The sequence below is a fragment of the Glutamicibacter sp. X7 genome, assembly GCF_054889245.1.
This window is the reverse complement of sequence record NZ_CM142678.1, coordinates 2,792,663-2,807,032: the sequence shown is the minus strand read 5'-3', so window position 1 is coordinate 2,807,032 and position 14,370 is coordinate 2,792,663. Positions and strand designations below refer to the sequence as shown.

The 14,370-nt window shown below is 61.2% G+C and carries 16 protein-coding genes; 11 read left to right on the top strand and 5 right to left on the bottom strand.

The genetic code is table 11. The features are described from left to right. Position 1: 1 nt before the first annotated feature. Both ACYU0X_RS13410 and ACYU0X_RS13405 read right to left on the bottom strand, forming a co-directional pair. Positions 2-628: a tripartite tricarboxylate transporter TctB family protein gene (locus ACYU0X_RS13410; RefSeq protein ID WP_418907306.1), complete on the bottom strand. Its 627-nt coding sequence runs from the start codon at positions 626-628 to the stop codon at positions 2-4. Next, a complete protein-coding gene (locus ACYU0X_RS13405; protein WP_461901183.1) occupies positions 625-1,608 on the bottom strand; it encodes a Bug family tripartite tricarboxylate transporter substrate binding protein in 984 nt (327 codons plus the stop codon). Before ACYU0X_RS13405 ends, ACYU0X_RS13410 begins: the two co-directional genes overlap by 4 nt. Positions 1,609-1,759: 151 nt before the next feature. Here ACYU0X_RS13405 and ACYU0X_RS13400 point away from each other — a divergent pair, with 151 nt between their 5' ends. The 3 genes from ACYU0X_RS13400 (at position 1,760) to ACYU0X_RS13390 (ending at position 5,437) form a co-directional block, all read left to right on the top strand. Then, on the top strand, positions 1,760-3,349 hold the full coding sequence (locus ACYU0X_RS13400; RefSeq protein WP_418907304.1) for a sensor histidine kinase: 1,590 nt from the start codon (positions 1,760-1,762) through the stop codon (positions 3,347-3,349). After that, on the top strand, positions 3,342-4,043 hold the full coding sequence (locus tag ACYU0X_RS13395; protein ID WP_418907303.1) for a response regulator: 702 nt from the start codon (positions 3,342-3,344) through the stop codon (positions 4,041-4,043). The genes ACYU0X_RS13400 and ACYU0X_RS13395 overlap by 8 nt, the downstream gene beginning before the upstream one ends. 278 nt (positions 4,044-4,321) lie before the next feature. Beyond that, positions 4,322-5,437, top strand: coding sequence for a 3-deoxy-7-phosphoheptulonate synthase (locus ACYU0X_RS13390; RefSeq protein WP_461901180.1), 1,116 nt, complete (start codon positions 4,322-4,324; stop codon positions 5,435-5,437). 113 nt (positions 5,438-5,550) lie between these two features. Here ACYU0X_RS13390 and ACYU0X_RS13385 read toward each other — a convergent pair whose 3' ends face one another. Further along, complete coding sequence (locus ACYU0X_RS13385) at positions 5,551-6,933, bottom strand: aspartate aminotransferase family protein (RefSeq protein WP_418907301.1); 1,383 nt, start codon at positions 6,931-6,933, stop codon at positions 5,551-5,553. Further along, the gene (locus ACYU0X_RS13380) at positions 6,930-7,403 is read right to left on the bottom strand and encodes an Lrp/AsnC family transcriptional regulator (protein WP_309405752.1); all 474 of its coding nucleotides are present in this window, start codon (positions 7,401-7,403) and stop codon (positions 6,930-6,932) included. Before ACYU0X_RS13380 ends, ACYU0X_RS13385 begins: the two co-directional genes overlap by 4 nt. A 264-nt stretch (positions 7,404-7,667) precedes the next feature. Here ACYU0X_RS13380 and ACYU0X_RS13375 point away from each other — a divergent pair, with 264 nt between their 5' ends. The 8 genes from ACYU0X_RS13375 (at position 7,668) to rpsN (ending at position 13,622) form a co-directional block, all read left to right on the top strand. Then, a complete protein-coding gene (locus tag ACYU0X_RS13375; RefSeq protein WP_418907300.1) occupies positions 7,668-8,903 on the top strand; it encodes a polyamine ABC transporter substrate-binding protein in 1,236 nt (411 codons plus the stop codon). Between the two features lie 121 nt (positions 8,904-9,024). Further along, positions 9,025-10,185 (top strand): ABC transporter ATP-binding protein, encoded by a 1,161-nt coding sequence (locus tag ACYU0X_RS13370; RefSeq protein WP_418907299.1) that lies wholly within the window; start codon positions 9,025-9,027, stop codon positions 10,183-10,185. Further along, a complete protein-coding gene (locus tag ACYU0X_RS13365) occupies positions 10,182-11,114 on the top strand; it encodes an ABC transporter permease (RefSeq protein ID WP_418907298.1) in 933 nt (310 codons plus the stop codon). The genes ACYU0X_RS13370 and ACYU0X_RS13365 overlap by 4 nt, the downstream gene beginning before the upstream one ends. Before the next feature lie 9 nt (positions 11,115-11,123). Further along, a complete protein-coding gene (locus tag ACYU0X_RS13360; RefSeq protein WP_309405759.1) occupies positions 11,124-11,924 on the top strand; it encodes an ABC transporter permease in 801 nt (266 codons plus the stop codon). Positions 11,925-12,059: 135 nt separating this feature from the next. After that, entirely contained in the window at positions 12,060-12,557 is a 498-nt protein-coding gene (locus ACYU0X_RS13355; RefSeq protein WP_309405761.1) for a MarR family winged helix-turn-helix transcriptional regulator, read from the top strand. A gap of 347 nt (positions 12,558-12,904) precedes the next feature. Continuing rightward, positions 12,905-13,141: a 50S ribosomal protein L28 gene (gene rpmB, locus ACYU0X_RS13350; protein ID WP_309405763.1), complete on the top strand. Its 237-nt coding sequence runs from the start codon at positions 12,905-12,907 to the stop codon at positions 13,139-13,141. 1 nt (position 13,142) lies between these two features. Continuing rightward, positions 13,143-13,313 (top strand): 50S ribosomal protein L33, encoded by a 171-nt coding sequence (gene rpmG / locus ACYU0X_RS13345; RefSeq protein WP_022874359.1) that lies wholly within the window; start codon positions 13,143-13,145, stop codon positions 13,311-13,313. A 3-nt stretch (positions 13,314-13,316) separates the two neighbouring features. Beyond that, the gene (gene rpsN, locus ACYU0X_RS13340; RefSeq protein ID WP_309405775.1) at positions 13,317-13,622 is read left to right on the top strand and encodes a 30S ribosomal protein S14; all 306 of its coding nucleotides are present in this window, start codon (positions 13,317-13,319) and stop codon (positions 13,620-13,622) included. A 65-nt stretch (positions 13,623-13,687) separates the two neighbouring features. Here rpsN and ACYU0X_RS13335 read toward each other — a convergent pair whose 3' ends face one another. Then, positions 13,688-14,323 carry a DnaJ family domain-containing protein gene (locus ACYU0X_RS13335; protein ID WP_418907297.1) on the bottom strand — a complete coding sequence of 212 codons (636 nt, stop codon included), beginning with the start codon at positions 14,321-14,323 and terminating at the stop codon, positions 13,688-13,690. Between the last annotated feature and the right edge of the window lie 47 nt (positions 14,324-14,370).

Sequence of the window (14,370 nt, the reverse complement as noted above, 5' to 3'; positions counted from 1 at the left end):
CTTAGAGCAAACCTCCTAGAAAGCCGGTGGGCAGGCTGAGCCCCAACCCGACACCGAAGGCCAGGTAGCTGATCGAGGACACGGTGAACGAGACCCCGAGGTCGAACAGTGGTCGGGCGCTACCGAAGGCCTTGCAGATCACCCAGAACAATCCGGCGGCCGAGATGATCCAGCCGAGGACCGGCAGCATGAGAATAAATGCGGCGATGCCGCCGACGATCCAGCCGATGGTCTTCCAGTCGGAGTACATGCGTACTCGGCCCGTGCGACGAGGGCGTTCGGAGCTGGAACCGAACACCTCGGCACGCTCGGTGTCGCCCATTTCGGCCAGCATCTCGGCCGAGAAATCCGGGTTGCTGCTGTCCGCGCCCTGCGGGAAGCGCCGGGTGCGTAGCACGGATATGCCGTGGGCTACGGCCAACGCGTACAGCAGGACGCACACGATGGCGGGGAAGAACTGGGGACCGGGAACCGTGTCGCCCATAACGTTCATGGTGGCGGTGCCGATGGACAGCGCGGTGGCCAATACCAGCAGCAGGGCGGTCACCACCAGTTCGCTGCGGCCGGAGAAGAACCCGGTGATCCGTACCGTATCGGCCGAGGTTGAGGTGCTCTGCGTGGTGCTCACAGTCCCAGTCCTTCCACGAGTTCCTTGGTGGTGGCGATTTCCTGAGTCAGGAATTCGTCGAGTTCCTCGCCGACCATGTAGCTGTCGGTCCAGTTGTTGCGGGCGACGGCGTCCTTCCACTGGTCGGTGGCATGGAACTCGGCCACAATCTGCTCAAGTTCGGCCTTTTGCTCCGCGGTGATGCCGGGGGCTGCAACATAGCCACGCCAGTTCGCCATGGAGGCGTCGACGCCGCCCTCCTTGAAGGTGGGTACGTCAACACCGGGAAGGCGTTCTTCGGAGCTAATGGCCAACGCGCGAAGGCTTCCGGTTTCGATCTGATCGGCTAGTTCGTTATAGCCGGAGACGGCGGCCGTGGTGGTTCCCGAGAGCACCGAGGTGATGGCCTCGCCACCGCCGGAGTAGGGGATGTAGTTCATCTTCTGCGGGTCGAGGCCCACCTCTCGGGCGGCCATACCCATCAGCAGATGGTCGATGCCGCCGAGCGAACCGCCGGCGATCGAGGTGCCGCCGGGGTTTTTCTTCCAGGCCTGCACGAAGTCGTCCAGAGTCTTCAGTTCCGAGTCGCCGGGGACCACGATGACCGCATAGTCATCGGCCAGGCGAGCGATCGGGGTGACGTCGTCGAGAGAGGTACCGGAATCGGCGAGTTCGATCGCGCCGATCATCACGCCGCCGGTGACCATCAGCATGTCCGAGCGGCCATGCATCTGGGCAAACTGGCTCAGGCCGATGGTGCCGCCAGCTCCGGGGACGTTGACCACCTGGACGTTATTGCTGATGCCGTCGGACTTGATGGCCGCCTGGGCCTCGCGGGCGAAGCCGTCCCAGCCGCCGCCCGGGGAGGCCGGGGCCATGATCACGAGTTTCGAGCGTACGGTGCTCTCACCGCCGGAGGCGGCCGAGGTCACCAGCGCTAGCGCGGTGATCAGAACGCTGGCGACCAAAAAGATCACGTTCTTTGTTTTGTGCTTGCTCATAGCTATCCGTAGGGTTCGAGTGATGAATGGGTTCCGGTCTCCCGGAGTCGTCCTAGATACCTTCGCATGAAGTGATGCGCGCCACTACGGGATTCGCGGTTTGGGTCATAGGTACCATAAGAAAAATAAAGTTAACGCCGAGGGGCAGCAGATGAAATCCACGGTCGGCACGCCGCCACGGCGTCATCGATTGCGCCTGCAATTGGCCGGTTTACAAGTGCTTATCGTGCTGGCCGTGGTGCTGGTGGTCGCCGTGATTGTGATGCTCGAGGAAGACCATCGAGTCCAAGAGCAGGCCTACGGGCGGGCCAGTACGGTCGCGACCAATGTCGCCAATGAACCCGAAGTGATCGAGGCGCTGAACACCAAGGACGCGGTCTCCGTGATCGCCCCGATCGCCCAGCTGGCCCGGGAGGTTTCGGGGGTGGATTACGTGGTGGTCGTGGGGCTGGATAATATCCGTGTTTCACACCCGGACCCTGAGCGCATCGGCCAGCCGGTGTCCACCGACCATTCGCTGGTACGCCAGGGCGAAACCTTCCTCGGGGTCGAGTCCGGCACGTTGGGCCCCACCCTGCGCGTCAAACAACCGATTTACGATGGTGAGACGATTATCGGCACCATTTCGGTGGGCATCCTCCAAAGTGAAGTGCGCGCACAGCTCAACGGCATCGTGGCCGGCTTCGCGCCGTGGATCTTGGGTGCGGCGGGGCTCGGCACGCTCCTGAGCCTTTCCGCCGCACGGGCCATCCGACGGCGGATTTTCGGCGTGGAGCCAGAAGAAGTCTCCGGTCTGCTGCAATCGCAAAACGCGCTGCTGTATGCGGTCAGCGATGGGGTGCTGGGCGTAGGCCCGGCCGGTCGCATCACGCTGTGTAACGGTGAGGCCGAAACCCTGCTTGGCTTGCGCGACTCGGTGGTGGGCAAACCGGCCGAGGAGGTGCTCGATCCGCTGCTGGGCCCGATGCCGGAGGAAGGCTCCCGCCAGGTCTTGGTCGGTGAACGCGTGCTGGTGGTGTCGCGACGTAATGCGGTCGCCGGTGCCACGCAGCAGGATGCCGGTTACACCCTCACGCTGCGAGATCGGACCGCGCTGGAGACCTCCCTGCGTGAGCTCGCCGGACAGCGTGGACTGGCCGACGCGCTCCGCGCGCAAACCCACGAATTCGCCAACCGTTTGCATGTGCTCTCCGGTTATCTTTCGGTCGGGGCGCACGAGAAGGCGCAAGAATATATTGCCCGTATCGCCGGTCCGCTGGATCGTGGCGTGGCCGAACTACCGGATCCGGGGCTAGCCGGGGTGCTCTCCGCGAACGCCGCGGTGGCCCGGGAGGCCGGGGTGAGTGTCGAACTCGCCAGCGAATCGGCCGTCGCCGAGGGCGCAACGGCGGATGAGGATCTGTTGACCGTTTTAGGTAACCTGCTGAGCAATGCGATCGAGGCGGCCGGTGACGGGGGACGGGTGCGCGTACTGGTGCAACTTGAGCACACTCAGCTGCGGCTGGTCGTGGAAGACAGTGGCCCGGGCGTCCCGCCAGATCAGGTGGATCGCATCTTCAAACGCGGGGTGAGCAGCAAAGATCAAAGTGAACAGGCCCATGGAATCGGACTGGCGCTGGTGCAGCGGATCGTCGGGCGACGGGGTGGAAGAATAGAGGTCACCGACTCATCATTAGGCGGGGCGCAATTTGCCGTGCAATGGCCACTGACGGACCGAAAGGGGGAGCCGAGCATTGACTGAGTTCCAGACGCTGATCGTTGATGACGACCCGGACGTGCTGGCCATGCACGAACTGTTCGTGCAGTCCACCGAGGGCTTCGCCGTGGCCGGTACCGCCGCACGGGCCGCCGAAGCGCTGTCCTATTTAGAGGAACATCCGCAGACCGACCTGATCCTGCTTGACGTGCACCTTCCCGATGGCAATGGGGTTGCGGTGCTCACCGAAATTCGCGCCCGCTTCAGCCAGGTGGGGGTCATCATGATCACCGCGGCCGCCGATGCCCCCACGGTGCGCTCGGCCATTGGGCAAGGGGTCGACGGATATCTGGTCAAACCCTTCTCGGTGGAGGACTTCCGGCAGCGCTTGCAACTGTTCCGCCAGTCCCGCCTCGCCCAGCCCGAACGGCTGGCGCAGTCCGAAATCGATGCCCTACTGCAAGCGAGCCCAGAGGCGGCACCCGCGCAAGCTCCGGAAGCCCCACCCCAGTCCCTGCCCAAGGGTTATGCCCAGGCCACCTTGGATCTCATCGCCGAATCCGTGCGTGGCACCGAGCACGATATTTCCGCAGCCGAGGTCGCCGACGCCTGTGGTGTTTCGCGGGTCAGTGCGCGCCGGTATCTGGATCTGCTACAGCGTCGCGGGCAGGTGGAACTGCGCCCGCGCTATGGTTCGGCCGGACGCCCGGAACACCGATACCGGTGGGTCCACGGGTGACCAAGGGAATCGTAGTTCTATCCGAGATTGCGGCTTTCACCTGAGGTTTAGTTTTACATGACGCACTGTTGAGCCGGGCAACTTTGGAAATCTCGCCTCGCACGAGTACCGTAGTCGCCATGATCAATCGTTGGTATAGCTATTTTGCGTCGGCTCTGGAGGGGCCCGCGTCTATTTAGCGCATCCAACTTACCTTCAGAGCCGATAGGACCGGGGCAACTGCCCACGGTCCTTTTGTTTACCCAAGGCTCTGCTGGTCCCCGCGGTGGAGCCTGACCATGTCGAAAGGCCCCCTCGCAATGAACACCATCGCCGCTACCGCGTCCACTACCAGTACCGTCCTGCCCACCCCGGCCGAGCTGAGCGCTCAGCTTCCGCTCGATGAGGTGGCACGCTACCGGGTGCAGCGGGCTCGTCAGGAAATTCGGGCCATTCTTGACGGTGTCGATACGCGTCTGCTGGTGATCGTAGGCCCCTGCTCAATTCACGACCCCAAGCAGGGGCTGGAGTACGCACGGAACCTGGCCCGACTCGCGCAGCAGCACCGTGAGCACTTGCTGATCGTGATGCGCAGCTACTTTGAGAAGCCGCGCACCACCGTAGGGTGGAAGGGACTGATCAACGATCCGGCGCTAGACGGCAGCCACGATATGGCCCGCGGCCTGCAGGTAGCTCGCCGGTTCCTGCGTGACGTGGCCGAGCTTGGATTGCCCACCGCCACCGAGTTCCTCGAGCCGCTGACCGCACAGTACCTCTCGGACTTCGTCTCCTGGGGCGCGATCGGTGCGCGCACCACCGAAAGCCAGGTGCACCGGCAGCTCGTTGCGGAATTGCCGATGCCCGTGGGTTTCAAGAACGGTACCGACGGCGGCTTCCAGGTGGCCATCGATGCCTGCCAGGCCAGCGCGGCCGCGCAAAGTTTCGTGGGTGTGGACGAGCACGGCCGCATCAGCCAGCGCAGCACCGAGGGCAACTCCGCCACTCACCTGATCCTGCGTGGGGGAGCCAGCGGCCCCAACTACTCGCGGGCGCAGATCGAGCAGGCCTCCGCAGCCATGCGCGCGGCAGGGGCCAACGGGCGGGTGATCGTGGATGCTTCGCATGCGAACTCGGGCAAGGATCATGTGCGTCAGGCCGTGGTGCTCGAGGAGTTGGCCACCGAGATCGCCTCGGGTGAGGCACCGATCGCCGGAGTGATGGCCGAAAGCTTCTTGGAAGCCGGCGCACAGAAGTTCACACCGGGTGTCGATGAGCCGAGCGCGCTGGTTCCCGGGGTGTCCATCACCGATGCCTGCATGGGATTCGAAGCCAGCGAGCGTGCCCTAGCGCAACTCGCGCAAGCCGTGTCCCTAGGACAGCAGCGCCGGGAGGCCGGACTCTCCCTCGGTGCCTAGGTTCCGGGGCGCTTGGCCCGGGGCGTACATAGAGGCCAACTGGTTTAACGAACACCGCCGACGTGACGATCGGGATGCGATCGTCGCGTCGGCGGTTCCAGCCAGTTCGGCGGTTAGATCTTGTTTGCGGCCTCCGAGAGCACCGTACGCAAAATCGACTCGATCTGGTCGAACTCGGGCTGGCCAATGGTTAGCGGTGGTGCCAGCTGAATGACCGGGTCCCCGCGATCATCGGCGCGGCAGTAGAGTCCCGCCTCCCACAAGGCAGGGGAGAGGTATTGCCGTAGCAACCGCTCCGACTCGTCGTCGTTGAAGGTTTCCTTGGTGCTCTTGTCCTTGACCAGTTCGATGCCGTAGAAGTAGCCGGCACCGCGCACGTCGCCGACGATTTCGAGGTCCTTGAGTTTTTCCAGGGTGGCCTTGAAGTTCGCGGCGTTGTTCTTGACGTTCTCGTTCAGTCCTTCGCGCTCGAAGATATCGAGATTCGCCATGGCTACCGAGGCGGCCACCGGGTGCCCGCCGAAGGTGTAACCGTGGTAGAAGGTGGTATCGCCCTTGCTGAAGGGTTCGAAGAGCCGGTCCGAAACCACCATGACGCCCAAGGGGACGTACCCGCTGGTCAGCGCCTTTGCACTGGTGATGATGTCGGGAACGTAGTTGAAGTCATTGCAGGCGAACATCGAGCCGATGCGGCCGAAGGCGCAGATCGTTTCGTCGGAGACCAGCAGCACGTCGTATTCGTCGCAGATTTCGCGCACTCGTTCGAAGTAGCCCGGTGGTGGCGGGAAGCAGCCGCCCGAGTTTTGCACGGGCTCGAGAAAGACCGCGGCGACCGATTCGGCGCCCTCGAACTCGATGGCCTCGCGGATCCGCTCGGCGGCCCAGAGTCCAAAGTCCTTCTCGTTATCCGAGTACATCTCCGGGGCCCGGTAGAAGTTGGTGTTCGGCACGCGGAAGGTGCCCGGGACCAGCGGCTCAAAGGGGGTTTTCATGCCTGGCAGGGAGGTGATCGCCAGGGCGCCCTGCGGGGTGCCGTGGTAGGCCAACGCGCGAGAGATGACCTTGGTCTTACCCGGCTGCCCCTTCATCTTGAAGTGTTGCTTGGCCAGCTTGAAGGCCGATTCCACCGCTTCACCACCGCCGGTGGTGAAGAAGACGCGGTTCAGGTCGCCCGGGGCGTAGTGGGCGAGGCGTTCGGCCAGATCGATGGCCGGCTCGTGGGCGTAGGACCACAGCGGCATGAAGGCCAGTTGTTCTGCTTGCTTGGCGGCCACTTCGGCCAGTTCGGCGCGACCGTGGCCCGCGTTGACGACAAACAGGCCAGCTAGGCCGTCGATATATTCCTTGCCGGCATCGTCAAAGATCTTATGGCCTTCGCCGCGGGTAATGATTGGAACGGTGCCACCCTCGCAGAGCCCGGAATGGCGGGCCATATGCATCCAGAGGTGGTCACGGGCGGCTTGCTGGCGGTCGGTGCCGCGAGGTGTTGTGCTCATCGGGTTCCCCAGTTGTATTCCTGTTTTTTCAGTGAGAGGTACATGTAAGTGTCGGTGCTTTTGACACCTTTGATGGCGCGGATCTTGCTGGTCACCCGCAGGATGTCGGCGTCGTCGGCGCAAATGACTTCCGCCAAAATATCCGCCGGTCCCGCGGTAACCACGCAGTAGTCGACTTCGGGCAGTTCGGCGATGCGCTCGGCAGTGTCGTTGATATCGCTGTCGGTCACCACACCGATCATGGCTTGGCGGGTGAAGCCAAGTTCCAGGGGGTCGGTTACCGCGACAATCTGCATGATGCGGCCGTCAATGAGTTTCTGGACGCGTTGCCGGACGGCGGCTTCGCTGAGGCCGACGGCCTTGCCAATGGCCGCGTAGGAACGGCGTCCATCTTCTTGCAGCTGTTCAATGATTTCTTTGGACACGTCGTCAATGGTGTGCCCGGGCGTTCCGTTGGACGGCAGTGTCATCGTTTATCAATCTCCCTGGGGTTGCTAACGCGGAACTGTGAGCCGCGTTACAGGTGGGCTTGGCAATGACCTTACAGCTACTGATTCAGTTGCGAAAGGGCCCGATGTAAAAAGCTTTTCATTGTCCTGATCGAGGTTCATTTATGGATTCATGCGTGAAAAGGGTTGTGTGGACCCGCAGCTTCTGACAGGATTGTGCGCAGCAATGATGTGTCGTGTATCACAGTCGCGGCACCAAGTGCACAACAGGTAAGGAATGGGATTATGTCCAACTCGCACCGGCGACTTCCCGAAGACCCGCAGATCCGCGCCCTGGTCAACATGATGAGCTCCCGCTCGATGTCACGCCGTTCGATGCTCGGCGCGGCAGGCGCGTTGGGCTTAACCGGACTCTTGGCCGCCTGCGGTACCGGCGGCACCGGCACCGGCGGTTCAAAAGCCCCGGCCCCCAGCGTCGAGGACCTGTCGGAGAGCGAGAAAACCGTCAACTGGGCAAACTGGACCCTGTACTTGGATTACGACGACGCCAAGAAGAACTATCCCACGTTGCAGAAGTTCACCAAGGAAACCGGCATAAAGGTCTCCTACTCGGAAGATATCGACGGCAACGACACCTATTATGGCAAGGTTCAAGGCCAGCTCTCGGCGGGGCAGGACATCGGGAAGGACATCTTCACGCTGACCGACTGGATGGCCTCGCGTATGATCCGACAGGGTTACACCCAGGAATTGGATCACGCCAACATTCCCAACATTTCCAACCTGCTACCCAACCTGCAGAACGTTGATTTCGATCCGGGACGCAAGCACTCGCTGACCTGGCAGTCCGGTTACGCCGGTATCGCCTGGAATAAAAAGAAGTTCCCCAAGGGGCTGAGGAATGTCTCCGATCTCTGGGATCCGGCGCTCAAGGGCCGCGTGACCGTGCTGGACGAAATGCGCGACACCATGGGCCTGCTGATGCTCGATAATGGCGTGGACATTGCCGGTTCCTGGGGCGATAACGAGTTTGGCGCGGCACTGGATGTGCTGCGCGATAACATCGACAACGGTCAGATCCGTCAGGTGAAAGGCAACTCCTATAAGGAGGACTTCATCTCTGGAGACGCGATCGCCGGTATCGTCTGGTCCGGTGACCTGACGCAGCTGAACTTCGAGAACGACGACCAGTGGGAGTTCGTGCTCCCGGAGGCCGGAGGCACGCTCTGGAGCGATAACCTCATGGTCCCAGTGGCTGCCAAGCATAAAACCAATGCCGAGAAGTTGATGAACTTCTACTACGATCCGGCCATTGCCGCCGAGGTGGCAGCCTACGTGAACTACATCTGCCCGGTGGCAGGCGCCCGCGAAGAAATGGAAAAGATCGATCCGGAGCTGGTGGATAACCACCTGATCTTCCCGAGCGAAGAGGATCTGACCAAGGCCCATGTCATTCGCACCCTGGATGCCGACGAAGAAATGAACTTCAGCTCGGAATTCCAGAGCGCCATCGGCGTCTAGTACCGAATGTTTTCAACGGCGGCGGCGCGGTGACTCGCGCCGCCGCTGCATTTGCCGACCCTGCCGCGTCGCCGCTTTGACCCGCTGCGCAGCGACCCCATCACGAAGGAGTAAGCCAGTGATGAGCACTTCTCTCGCTTCCGAACCCACCCAAGCAGGCAATGGCCGCACCAGCGAAGGCGCCGACCTGCACCTGAACAAAATCACCAAGCGATTTGCCGAGTTTCACGCCGTGCAGGAGTTGTCGCTGACCATCCCCTCGGGCACCTTCTTTGCCTTGCTCGGCCCCTCTGGCTGCGGTAAGTCCACGACCCTTCGGATGATCGCTGGCCTCGAAGCGCCCAGCTCGGGCAGCATCTCCATCGGCGGCCAGGATGTGACCGGACTGCCCAGTCACCAACGGCCGGTCAACACCGTGTTCCAGTCCTATGCACTGTTCCCACATATGACCGTGCTGGAAAACGTGGCCTTTGGTCTCAAACGCAAGAAGGACCGCAAGGCCATGGAAAAGGCCCGACAGGGACTCGAGATGGTTGAACTCGGGCACCTCGCCAGCCGGAAACCCGCGCAGCTCTCCGGTGGTCAACAACAGCGTGTGGCGTTGGCTAGGGCGCTGGTCAATCGCCCCCAAGTGCTCCTGCTCGATGAGCCTCTGGGAGCCCTCGACATGAAATTGCGTCGCCAGATGCAGATGGAGCTCAAGGGAATCCAAACGGAGGTGGGGCTGACCTTCATCCACGTGACCCACGATCAGGAAGAGGCCATGACCATGGCCGACATCGTGGCCGTGATGAACGGCGGACGCATTGAACAAATGGGCCCACCGCGCGAACTCTATGAGCTTCCGCGAACCGCCTTCGTGGCGAACTTCCTCGGCAAATCCAATCTGATGCGTGGCGTGGTGAAAGCCAGCCACAACGGGGTACTGGATGTCGAGGTTGCCGGAACCGAGGTTCATGTACTGGCCCAACGAACGGTAACTCAGGAGGGCGAAATCGTCGTGGGGGTGCGTCCGGAGAAGATCCATCTCTCGCGGACCGCCGGCGACGAACCCACGCACAGCAATGAGCTCAGCGGAACCGTCATCGACGCTTCCTTTACCGGCACCACAACCGAATACCTCGTTGACGTTCCCGGGGTGGGACGGATCGGCACCTTCGCGCAGAACCGTGGGGACCAGCCCGCCGACGTAGGGGACAAGGTCTACTTGAGCTGGGATACCTCCCACAGCTTTGGGCTCGCCGGAGATGAACAAGTCGCCGCGGGGGTGAATGCCACATGAGTTCGCCGGTAATGACCAGAAAGGGCAAGGTCAGGGACCTGCGCAGCAAGGAAGAAATCCGGGCCGAACGTCGCAAGGGTCGCACCGGGGTGTATTTGGTGCTCCCCGGTCTGCTCGTGCTGTTGCTGTTCTTCGCACTACCCGTTGTGGTGCTCTTGGCGATGTCGCTCTACACGCGCCCACCGGGCGCGGAGATCGGCCAATTCGTGCCGGCCCTGCAATTCAGCAACTACGCCACGGTTCTGGGAGCCTACTGGCCCGACCTGATGCGGTCCTTCGGGTTTGCGCTGATCGCCACCACGCTTGCGCTGATCATTGGCTACCCGATGGCTTATCTAGTTGCGGTCCGACTGCGCGAACGTAAGTTGTTGCAGGGCATGCTGCTGGTTCTGCTCATTGCCCCATTCTTTTCCAGCTTTATTCTGCGTACCCAGTCATGGAAGCAGATCCTCGCGGACGAGGGCTTTGTCGCACAAACGCTCAAAGCCGTGGGCCTGCTTGCCTCCGACGGGCATCTGACCGCCACCGCGTTCGCGGTGGTTGCCGGTCTGACCTACAATTTCCTGCCCTTTATGGTGCTACCCATTTACGCTAACCTCGAACGCCTTGATACCCGTTTACTCGAGGCGGCCGGAGACCTCTACGCCAGTCCGTTGACGACCTTCCGGAAAGTCACTTTGCCGCTGTCGGCGCCGGGTGTCTTCGCCGGTACCTTGCTGACCTTCATCCCGGCGGCCGGCGACTATGTCAATGCCGCCCTGCTGGGTAACAACAGAAACACCACCATGATCGGTCAAGTCATCGACTCGCGCTTCTTCCGAGTCATCGACTACCCGGGAGCCGCAGCCCTGAGCTTTGTTCTCATGGTCTCGATTCTGATTCTGGTGACGGTGTATATCCGGAAGTTCGGCACCAAGGATTTGATGTAGGAGCAGATGATGAAACAAAAACTTGGTCGCTGGCTGATCCCGGTCGTAGGTGGGCTTGCCTTCGTCTACCTGCTGGTCCCCATTGCCTACATCTTTGCCTTTTCCTTTAATGACGCCGGCCGTACGAACCTCGAATGGCGCGGTTTTACCTGGGATAACTGGGCGAACCCCTGCGGTGCTCCGGCGGTCTGTGAATCGCTTGCAAACTCCATCCAGGTCGGTGTGGTGGCCACCGTGTTCGCTACCGCACTCGGTACCTGCATCGCGATCGGCTTGGTGCGCTATCGCTTCCGCTTCCGTAACCTCACCGACGTGCTGATCATTTTGCCCCTCGCCACTCCCGAGGTCGTTCTCGGTGCCTCGTTGTTGGCGCAGTTCCTGAACTTGGGTTGGGAACTCGGTTACGGAACCATTGTGATCTCCCACGTGGTGTTCTGTATGTCCTTCGTTATCGTCACGGTTAGGGCGCGCGTTTCCTCCCTGGATCCACGTCTCGAGGAAGCCGCCGCGGATTTGTATGCCTCACCGCGTACAACCTTCTGGAAGGTCACCTTCCCGCTGTTGATTCCCGGCATCGTCGCAGCCGCCCTGCTCTCCTTCGCGATGAGCTTTGACGATTTCATCATCACGAACTTCAACTCCGGTAACTACCAGACCTTCCCGAAGTTCATCTATGTGGCGGCCACCCGTGGTATCCCGGCGCAGGCCAACGTGATTGGCTCAGCGATGTTCCTGTTGGCGCTGATCGTGGTGATCATCGGCCAGGTGATGGCCCACCGTAAGCGTAAGGCGCTGGAACAAGCCCAATAACACTGTCGAGAAATGAAACGGTCAAGCCGCCCGCGTGCACGTCGCGGGCGGCTTTACACTTGCCGGTATAGACTGAAGCGCGATTATCGGCAGCAAGTCACCGGTTGGGAACGGTTATCAAGGGGGAGGATCACTGTGGGGGAAGCATCGCAGGATTCGGTGCAATGGTTGAATCAGGATGAACGACGCACGTGGCTGGCGTTGCATACCGTCATGACCCTGTTGCCTGCAACGCTGGACACGGATCTGCAAGGCCTCGAAGGAATTACCCTGTTTGACTACCACATGCTGGCGATGCTCTCGGAAAATGAGGATGGACAAGTCAGCATGACCGAGCTGGCCCAGCTCAGCACCTCCTCACCCTCGCGGCTATCGCATGTTGTGAAGAAACTTGAGCAGCGCGGTTGGGTGGAACGCACCACATATAACGGCGATGCCCGTGTGAAAATGGCCTCATTAACCCCTTCCGGATGGGACGCGGTGCATCGCATCGCCCCACACCATGTAGGCACGGTGCGGGCTCTTGTCCTTGATTGCCTTGATGACAAGGACGTTAGCGATCTGGGTCGGGTGGCCCGGAAGCTCGTCAAGGCCCTCGACAACGATCATTGGATACTGAACGCGGACGCCTGAAGATTTGGAAGTCCGCGCCAGACTCGATAAGATGGCAAGGCGTTAATCGCGCATGTTGTCATGCCGCCGCAAGGTTGTACGGTAACTGCGCGTTGCCCGTAATACCGAATATCGCAGTCAACCGAGTACGGGGAAAATGCTCGACCGATTGCGAAGTTCACCGTCTTACATGCTTTAAGGCTCTTCGGTTGGTTCTCACCCAGCTGGTTACCTTCATAGTGTGCAGTAATAACGGTGTTTCACTGGTTGGCGGGACTCACTAACGCATTAGCGGTTCCGCTGCCTTGTGCAGGGGTGCTGCGCGCGAGTACCGCCGAAATTTACTACTAACTATCTGAGGAGTGATCATGGCAGCTGTATGCCAGGTGACTGGGACTGTGCCGGCCTTCGGACATAGCATCTCCCACTCGCACCGTCGCAACAAGCGTCGTTTCGACCCGAACATTCAGAAGAAGCGCTACTGGGTTCCTTCCCTGCGCCGTAACGTAACCCTGACCTTGTCCACCAAGGGCATCAAGGTTATCGATGTTCGTGGCATCGACGCCGTCGTTGCTGACCTGCTTGCGAAGGGTGTGAAGCTCTAAAATGGCAAAGAAGGATAAGGACGTACGTCCGATCATCAAGCTGAAGTCGACCGCCGGTACCGGTTTCACCTACGTGACCCGCAAGAACCGTCGCAACGATCCGGACCGCATGGTCCTGAAGAAGTACGACCCGGTTGTCCGCAAGCACGTAGAATTCCGAGAGGAGCGCTAAGACATGGCCAAGAAGTCCAAGATCGCCAAGAACGAACAGCGCAAGGTCATTGTCGAGCGTTACGCTGAGAAGCGCCTCGAGCTGAAGAAGACCCTGATTGACCCGAACGCCACCGACGAGGCCCGCGAGGCCGCTCGTCTGGGCCTGCAGAAGCTGCCCCGCGACGCCTCCCCGGTGCGCGTGCGCAACCGCGACGCCATCGACGGCCGTCCGCGCGGTACCTTCCAGAAGTTCGGCATCTCCCGTGTCCGCTTCCGCGACATGGCTCACCGTGGCGAACTGCCGGGCATCACCAAGTCCTCTTGGTAATCCCTGCGGCGTTCACGCTGTAAATTGCTGAAACGAAACCCCCGCCTCGGCGGGGGTTTTCGTCGTTAAGCTTCCGGTTTATTCCTACCCCGGCCAAACCAGCGACGTTTAGGCAACTCGCTGGGCTGCTGCTCGGCTTGCTTCGCAGCCGCGCGATTCCGTCGTCGCTCTTCCCAGGCCTCCAGCTCCTGATCAACGTCGCGTAGCGCGGTAATTACCGGCGGTCCACCCTGAAGCTGTCGACGTGCCTCAATGATTCGCCGGTTGAAATCCTCTAGATGTTCCCGAACCTTTCCCGCCGACGGTAAGGCGTCCAAGGTTTCGAGTAGTCCTGCGTCTTCCACGCGCAGCGTCAACGCCGGTGGGCCCATCCCCGATATCTGTTCGCGTTGCATCAGCGACTTGACCCACCAGTCCGGATCGGTGCTACCGGCAATGTGATCGATGTTCTTGCCAGCCAGCGACAGATTGTCGAAGTCTCCCCGGGCGAAAGCCTCATCGATCGCCGAATTGGCCACCTCCCAGGCCTCCTCGTGCGCATGAAACTGCAAGGGCGTGCGAGGCTGACGCTCCACCGGCTTCGCGCCGGTACGTTGGGCATATTCGTCCACCGGTAGCGGTTCCTCGGTAGCGCGTTCGGCGCGGTAGCGGGCCGCATGCAGTGCGGCATCCTTTGCTTCGCGGTGAGGGTCAGGGCTCATACCCCCATGCTTCCACTGGCTGCGTCAGGGTTCAAGATCCACGCAAA

Excerpts from the sequence above, each read along its gene's own strand:
- ACYU0X_RS13405 (WP_461901183.1), bottom strand. The coding sequence starts at position 1,608 with ATGAGCAAGCACAAAACAAAGAACGTGATCTTTTTGGTCGCCAGCGTT.
- ACYU0X_RS13400 (WP_418907304.1), top strand. The coding sequence starts at position 1,760 with ATGAAATCCACGGTCGGCACGCCGCCACGGCGTCATCGATTGCGCCTG.
- ACYU0X_RS13390 (WP_461901180.1), top strand. The coding sequence starts at position 4,322 with ATGTCGAAAGGCCCCCTCGCAATGAACACCATCGCCGCTACCGCGTCC.
- ACYU0X_RS13385 (WP_418907301.1), bottom strand. The coding sequence starts at position 6,933 with ATGAGCACAACACCTCGCGGCACCGACCGCCAGCAAGCCGCCCGTGAC.
- ACYU0X_RS13380 (WP_309405752.1), bottom strand. The coding sequence starts at position 7,403 with ATGACACTGCCGTCCAACGGAACGCCCGGGCACACCATTGACGACGTG.
- ACYU0X_RS13375 (WP_418907300.1), top strand. The coding sequence starts at position 7,668 with ATGTCCAACTCGCACCGGCGACTTCCCGAAGACCCGCAGATCCGCGCC.
- ACYU0X_RS13370 (WP_418907299.1), top strand. The coding sequence starts at position 9,025 with ATGAGCACTTCTCTCGCTTCCGAACCCACCCAAGCAGGCAATGGCCGC.
- ACYU0X_RS13365 (WP_418907298.1), top strand. The coding sequence starts at position 10,182 with ATGAGTTCGCCGGTAATGACCAGAAAGGGCAAGGTCAGGGACCTGCGC.
- ACYU0X_RS13360 (WP_309405759.1), top strand. The coding sequence starts at position 11,124 with ATGAAACAAAAACTTGGTCGCTGGCTGATCCCGGTCGTAGGTGGGCTT.
- rpmB (WP_309405763.1), top strand. The coding sequence starts at position 12,905 with ATGGCAGCTGTATGCCAGGTGACTGGGACTGTGCCGGCCTTCGGACAT.
- rpmG (WP_022874359.1), top strand. The coding sequence starts at position 13,143 with ATGGCAAAGAAGGATAAGGACGTACGTCCGATCATCAAGCTGAAGTCG.
- rpsN (WP_309405775.1), top strand. The coding sequence starts at position 13,317 with ATGGCCAAGAAGTCCAAGATCGCCAAGAACGAACAGCGCAAGGTCATT.
- ACYU0X_RS13335 (WP_418907297.1), bottom strand. The coding sequence starts at position 14,323 with ATGAGCCCTGACCCTCACCGCGAAGCAAAGGATGCCGCACTGCATGCG.